The 5,460-nt window shown below is 72.9% G+C and carries 7 protein-coding genes; 3 read left to right on the forward strand and 4 right to left on the reverse strand.

From position 1 onward, the window contains the following. Nucleotides 1-299, reverse strand: a 299-nt coding sequence (locus tag OQF71_RS13590) for an Hsp20/alpha crystallin family protein (RefSeq protein WP_280588320.1), incomplete at its 3' end; no start/stop codon positions are given. A 3-nt stretch (nucleotides 300-302) separates the two neighbouring features. Next, nucleotides 303-458 carry a hypothetical protein gene (locus OQF71_RS13595; protein WP_280588321.1) on the reverse strand — a complete coding sequence of 52 codons (156 nt, stop codon included), beginning with the start codon at nucleotides 456-458 and terminating at the stop codon, nucleotides 303-305. Between the two features lie 56 nt (nucleotides 459-514). Here OQF71_RS13595 and OQF71_RS13600 point away from each other — a divergent pair, with 56 nt between their 5' ends. Next, nucleotides 515-1,522, forward strand: coding sequence for a DUF429 domain-containing protein (locus OQF71_RS13600; protein ID WP_280588323.1), 1,008 nt, complete (start codon nucleotides 515-517; stop codon nucleotides 1,520-1,522). 91 nt (nucleotides 1,523-1,613) lie between these two features. Here the strand turns inward: OQF71_RS13600 and OQF71_RS13605 are convergent, their stop codons facing one another. Continuing rightward, nucleotides 1,614-2,090, reverse strand: coding sequence for a hypothetical protein (locus tag OQF71_RS13605; protein ID WP_280588325.1), 477 nt, complete (start codon nucleotides 2,088-2,090; stop codon nucleotides 1,614-1,616). A 66-nt stretch (nucleotides 2,091-2,156) separates the two neighbouring features. Here OQF71_RS13605 and OQF71_RS13610 point away from each other — a divergent pair, with 66 nt between their 5' ends. Together OQF71_RS13610 and OQF71_RS13615 are read left to right on the forward strand one after the other, a co-directional pair. Beyond that, nucleotides 2,157-4,034: a radical SAM protein gene (locus tag OQF71_RS13610; RefSeq protein ID WP_280588326.1), complete on the forward strand. Its 1,878-nt coding sequence runs from the start codon at nucleotides 2,157-2,159 to the stop codon at nucleotides 4,032-4,034. 2 nt (nucleotides 4,035-4,036) lie between these two features. Next, nucleotides 4,037-4,924, forward strand: coding sequence for an MBL fold metallo-hydrolase (locus OQF71_RS13615; protein ID WP_280588328.1), 888 nt, complete (start codon nucleotides 4,037-4,039; stop codon nucleotides 4,922-4,924). Between the two features lie 32 nt (nucleotides 4,925-4,956). On the opposite strand, the gene OQF71_RS13620 is transcribed toward OQF71_RS13615, so the two are convergent. Continuing rightward, on the reverse strand, nucleotides 4,957-5,460 hold a 504-nt coding region (locus tag OQF71_RS13620; protein ID WP_280588329.1), incomplete at its 5' end, for an HAD family hydrolase.

A 5,460-nucleotide genomic window follows, 5' to 3' on the forward strand; every position in this document is an offset into this window, starting at 1 on the left:
TCGCGGGGGAGGTCCGCGCTCCCGGAGAGGGAGATCCCCCGTCCGGGGAACAGCATCTCGTAGCCGTCGTAGAAGTCGCGGAACCGGTCGAGTTCGACCTCGACGGTGTGATCGAGGAACGTCACGTTCAGGTCCTCGCCGCGGACGCCGGGGGCGTCGAAGACGACGAGGTAGGCGTCGTCGCTCTCGAGGAGGTCGTACGAGAGCGGGCGACGCTCCTGCATCTTGCTCCACCCGCGGCCGACGCTCTCGAGGGCGCGACGGACGATTGACCGCCCGGTCTCGACGAGTTCGCTCACGGGCTACACCTCGATCTCGGCGAGGTTGGTCCCGCCGCAGTACGGACACGTGAGGTCCTCGACGACGTGATCGTCGGGTACGTCGTACGTGTAGTGGTTCTCGAACATGTCGAGCTCACAGTCGTCGCTCTCGCACTTGACCTCCATCGTCGATGGCATATACGATACCGTTGTATCGGCGAGGGCTTAAACGGCGTGGCGGCGGCCGTCCGTACATGGACCGCATCCGCGACGATGGCGGCTTCGTCCGCGCGGGCGGCGATCCGGTCCGCGTCCACGGCGTCGACTTCAGCGCGGCCGCGAACGACGCGGGACGGAAGACGTGGATCGCGAGCGGAACGATCGACGCCGGGAGCGACGAGCTACTCGTGACCGAGCTCCGCTCGCTCGCCGAGCTCACCGGCCTCGACGACGACGGCGGCCGAGGCGCCGGCCGCGAGGACGCCCTCCCGGCGCTCGCGGCGTGGATCCGCACCCTCGACGAGCGCGCGGTGGTCGGAGCCGACTTCCCGTTCGGACTGCCGCGGTTCGTCGCCGAGGAGACCGGCAACGAGTCGTGGCGGTCAGTTATAAGCGAGTTCCCGGAATCGATCGGCGTCGGCGGGGCTGCCGGAGGCGCCGGCGAACGCGACGACGGCGGTGACGGCGACGAGCCCGACGGGACGGGCGACCCGGTCCGCGCGTTCGCCGAGCGCTGCGTCGGACTGACCGAGCGGTACGGCGAGGGGACGTACGACAAGCGTCGGACCGACGCCGCCGTCGGCGCGCGGTCGCCGTACGGCTTCATCGCCGACACGATCGCCTTCTACGGCATGCGCGACGTGCTCGCACCCGTCGCCGACGACGTCCGGTTCGCGCCGATGGACCTGGCGGGCCAGGGCTGGCGGCCCGAGGCGCCGCCGGGGCCGACGGTCGTCGAGACGTACCCGGCCGCGGTGTTGGACCGACTCGGCCTCTGTCGGACGAACTACAAGGGAGGCGGCGAGTCGGCGGCGACCCGCCGGCGGCGGAACGCCGAGGGGCTGGTCGAGGAGGCCGCGGTCGTTTATAAATCCGGAACGGGGCTCGCGGACTCGATGGTCGCGGACGCGGGCGGCGACGCGCTCGACGCCGTCGCCGCCTGCGTCGGGGCGTTCGGGGCGTGGGAGCGGAGCTACGAGACGGACGCCGCCGCGTTCGACGACCCCGACGCGGTGGCGCTCGAGGGGTACATCTACGCTTGAGAAGGACGTCGTCTGCGGTTGAGAGGAACGTCGTCTGCGCTTGAGAGGAACGTCGTCTACGCCTGAGAGAGGCGTTTGCGGCCGTCGGGGTTTATAAGCCCGTGCCGCGGAGCCGCTCCGGAACAATCGCGCGCTCGGCGGCGGCGACGACTGCGGTGCCGAACGCGACGCCAGCGAGGAAGCCGGGACCGTACGGGTAATACGGGACCCCGAACGCGAGCGCGACGCCCAGCCCGACGGCGATCGCGAGGACCGCGGCGCCGAAGGCGACGTACGTCAGCGTCTCCAGTCGGTCCGGCGGGAGCCGGTCGCGGGCGAGCCACGCGATCGGCCCGAGGGCGACGGCGGTGGCCCCGGCCCAGCCGGCGGCGAGGCCCCACGGCCGGGGGTCGGTACCGAGGAACTGCACCGCGGCGAGCGCGCAGAGCGCGGCGAACGAGACGTAGTTTCCGACTCGCTGCCAGCGAGGGGACTCGTCGGCGGCCGGGGGCGCGTCGTCGCCCGAGGGCGTCTCACCGGTCGGGGGCGTCTGGGAGGGCACGGCCGGCGCTTCCGCGCGTTCCAGCATAAGCGATCCGGCGTCCCCCGGCGTTCCGCACGCTTTTCCCGTCTCGGCCGACTACGGTGGGTCAACATGACCGATTCGCCCGCGTCGGGTCAGGGCTCGCTCCCGCCCGACCCGAACGACCTCTCCGTCACCATCGTCGACGGCTACGTCGACGAGCCGGCGCACTTCGGCGTCCCCCCGTACATCTCGACGTACCCGCGGTACACGGCCGGCGCGCTCGTCGACGCGGGCGTCCCCGAGTCGCGGATCACCTACCACACGATCGACGAGCTTCGCGAGGATCGGGGCAAACGCGCCGACGTCGCCGACGCCGACCTCATGGTGTACGTCGGCGGGATGACGGTCCCCGGGAAGTACGTGGGCGGGACGCCGGCCGAGCCCGACGAGGTCCGCGAACTGGGGTGGACCGCGGACGGCGTTACCCTGCTCGGCGGGCCGGTGCGGTTCGGCGTCGGCGAGGAGAACGCGGGCGCGACGGAGACTGAGCGCGACGATCTCGACTACGACTTCGTCGCCATGGGCGACGTGGAGGCGGCCGCGTACGACCTCGTGCGCGAGGGGTTAGAGGGGTTCGGCAATCGGATGCGCGACAACGCCGAGATCGACCGGTGGGCCGAGAAGGGGGCGTTCGTCGTCGAGCAGCATCCGAACCACCCGGACTACCTCATCTGCGAGATGGAGACCTCCCGCGGCTGCGCCTACCGCTGTTCGTTCTGCACGGAGCCGCTGTACGGGAGCCCGGCGTTCCGCGAGGCGCGCTCCGTCGTCGACGAGGTCGACGCGCTCTCCGACCGGGGGGTCAAACACTTCCGGCTCGGTCGGCAGGCCGACATCCTCGCGTTCGGCGGCGACGGCGAGGCGCCGAACCCCGACGCGCTCCGCGAGCTGTACGGCGGGATCCGCGAGGCCGCGCCCGACCTGCAGACGCTCCACCTCGACAACATGAACCCGGTGACGATCACCGACTACCCCGAGGCCTCCCGCGAGGCGATCCGCGTCATCGCCGCGCACAACACGCCCGGCGACACCGCCGCGTTCGGGCTCGAATCGGCCGACCCGGTCGTCCAGGAGCAGAACAACCTGCTCGTCACGGCCGAGGAGTGCCTGGAGGCCGTCCGCGTCGTCAACGAGGAGGGCGGGTGGCGGCCGGGGGACACCGCGGCGGCGACGCCCGGCCCGGACGACCGGGTGACCGGCCCCTCGACCGGGCCGGACGCCTCGCCGCGGCTGCCGAAGCTCCTCCCCGGGATCAACCTCGTCCACGGGCTCGCCGGCGAGCGCCCGGAGACGTACGAGCACAACAAGCGGTTCCTCCAGACGGTGTACGACGAGGGGCTCATGCTCCGCCGGATCAACATCCGGCAGGTGATGGCGTTCGCCGGCACCGAGATGGCCGAGACGGGCGCGGACATCGCCCAGGAGCACAAAGACCAGTTCCAGGCGTACAAGCGGGAGGTCCGCGAGACGGTCGACAACCCGATGCTCGACCGCGTCGTCCCGCCGGGGACGGTCCTTCCGGACGTGCACCTGGAGTACCACCAGGACGGGAAGACGTTCGGCCGCCAGCTCGGCACCTACGCGCTCCTCGTCGCCGTCCCCGGCGAGCGCGAGCTCGGCACCGCCATCGACGTGGCGATCACGGACCACGGCTACCGCTCCGTGACGGGCGTCCCGTACCCCCTCGACGTCAACGCGGCGTCGATGGACGAGCTGACCGCGATCCCCGGGATCAACCGAAGCAAGGCCGGAGACATCGTCGTCGGGCGCCCGTACGGGTCGGTCGAGGAGGTCGACGCCGGCGTCGCCGACCTCTCGCGGTTCGCCGTCGCCGACGACGTCGACGTGCCGATCCCCGGACGCGAGCGCGCCGGGTCCGGCCCCGGGCCGGCCGCGCGCTCCCTGCTCGACCGGCGCGAGGGCTCCTCGGTCGGCCGCGGCGACTGAGAATGCCCGCCTCGACCCCCGATCCGCCGGTCGCTCGCGTCCCGGTCCCGGTCGACACTCGGGCCCCGGGCGGGACGACGAACGCCTACGTCGCCGGCGGGTTACTCGTCGACCCCGCCGCCCGTATCGACGCGCTCGACGCCGCGATCGGGCTCGACGGAGCGAGCGGCGAGAGGAGGGACAACGGGGAGCCGGGGACCGCCGCGATCGACGCGATCGCGGTGACGCACACGCATCCGGACCACGTCGGCGCGGTCGCCGCGTACGCGCGGCTCACGGGGGCGCCCGTCTTCGCGCACGCGGACCACGCCGACCGGTTCGCGGAGGCGACCGGCGCGGGGCCCGACGGGACGTTCGAGGACGGTGAGACCGTCGGGGACACCGCCGCCCGCGCGGTCGACACGCCCGGCCACGCGCCGGACCACGTCGCCTTCGCGGTGGCGGAAGAGGGCGGGGAAGGCGAAGCGGAAGAGGGGGCCGCCCCCCGCGCGCTGCTCTGCGGCGACCTCGCCGTCGCCGAGGGGAGCGTCGTGGTGGGCGCGCCCGAGGGCGACCTCCGCGAGTACCTCGACAGCCTCGAACGCGTCCGCGACGCCGGCTACGACCGCCTCTATCCGGGACACGGCCCCGCGATCGACGACCCGACGGCGGTCTGCGACCGGCTGACCGACCACCGGCTGGACCGCGAGCGAGCGGTCCTCGAGGCGGTCGAGGCCGGCGCGAGCGGCGTGGACGCGGTCGTCGACGCCGCCTACGAGAAGGACCTGACCGGCGTCGCGGACCTCGCGCGGGCGACGGTCGTCGCGCATCTGGAAAAGCTCCTCGCGGAGGGGCGGCTCGGCGAGGAGTGGGCGGCTCGGCTGCCCCGCGATCGAGACAGTTACAGATAAACCGAGGCGGCTGAGTTCGAGAAGAAACGACGCTACGGCTCGGCTTCGAGCTCGGCCGCGATCCGCGGGAGCGGCGTCTCGGTCACGTCGACGAAGCGACCGCCGACGTCTTCGATCCCCCCGTCGGTGGCTGGCTCGTCGCCGACGTGGACCAGCGTTTCGGAGGCGACACCGAGCGCGTCGGCCGCGGTCTCGAACGCCGTCGGGTGGGGTTTGCGCCAGCCGCAGCCGACGCTGGTCGTGACCGCGTCGAACTCGCCGCGGAGCCCGGCGCGGATCAGCGTCTTGGAGACGAGCTCTGGCACGGCGCAGTTCGAGAGGAGCCCGACGGGGCCCTGCGCGGCCACGTCGCGGACGGCGTCGCGGGCGCCGTCGCGCTTGGTCACGTCCGGGTCGAACGCCGCGACGACGGCGTGCCGGACGACGTTCTCCGCGGCGTCGACGCCGCGGGAGTCGAGCGCGTGCGCGACGTGGGCCGGGAGCGGGACCTCCGCGCCCGCCGGGGCGGCCACGTGTCGCTCGCCGGACGCGACGTG

It is taken from the genome of Halorubrum sp. Boch-26 (genome assembly GCF_029889805.1).
Classification (GTDB): domain Archaea; phylum Halobacteriota; class Halobacteria; order Halobacteriales; family Haloferacaceae; genus Halorubrum.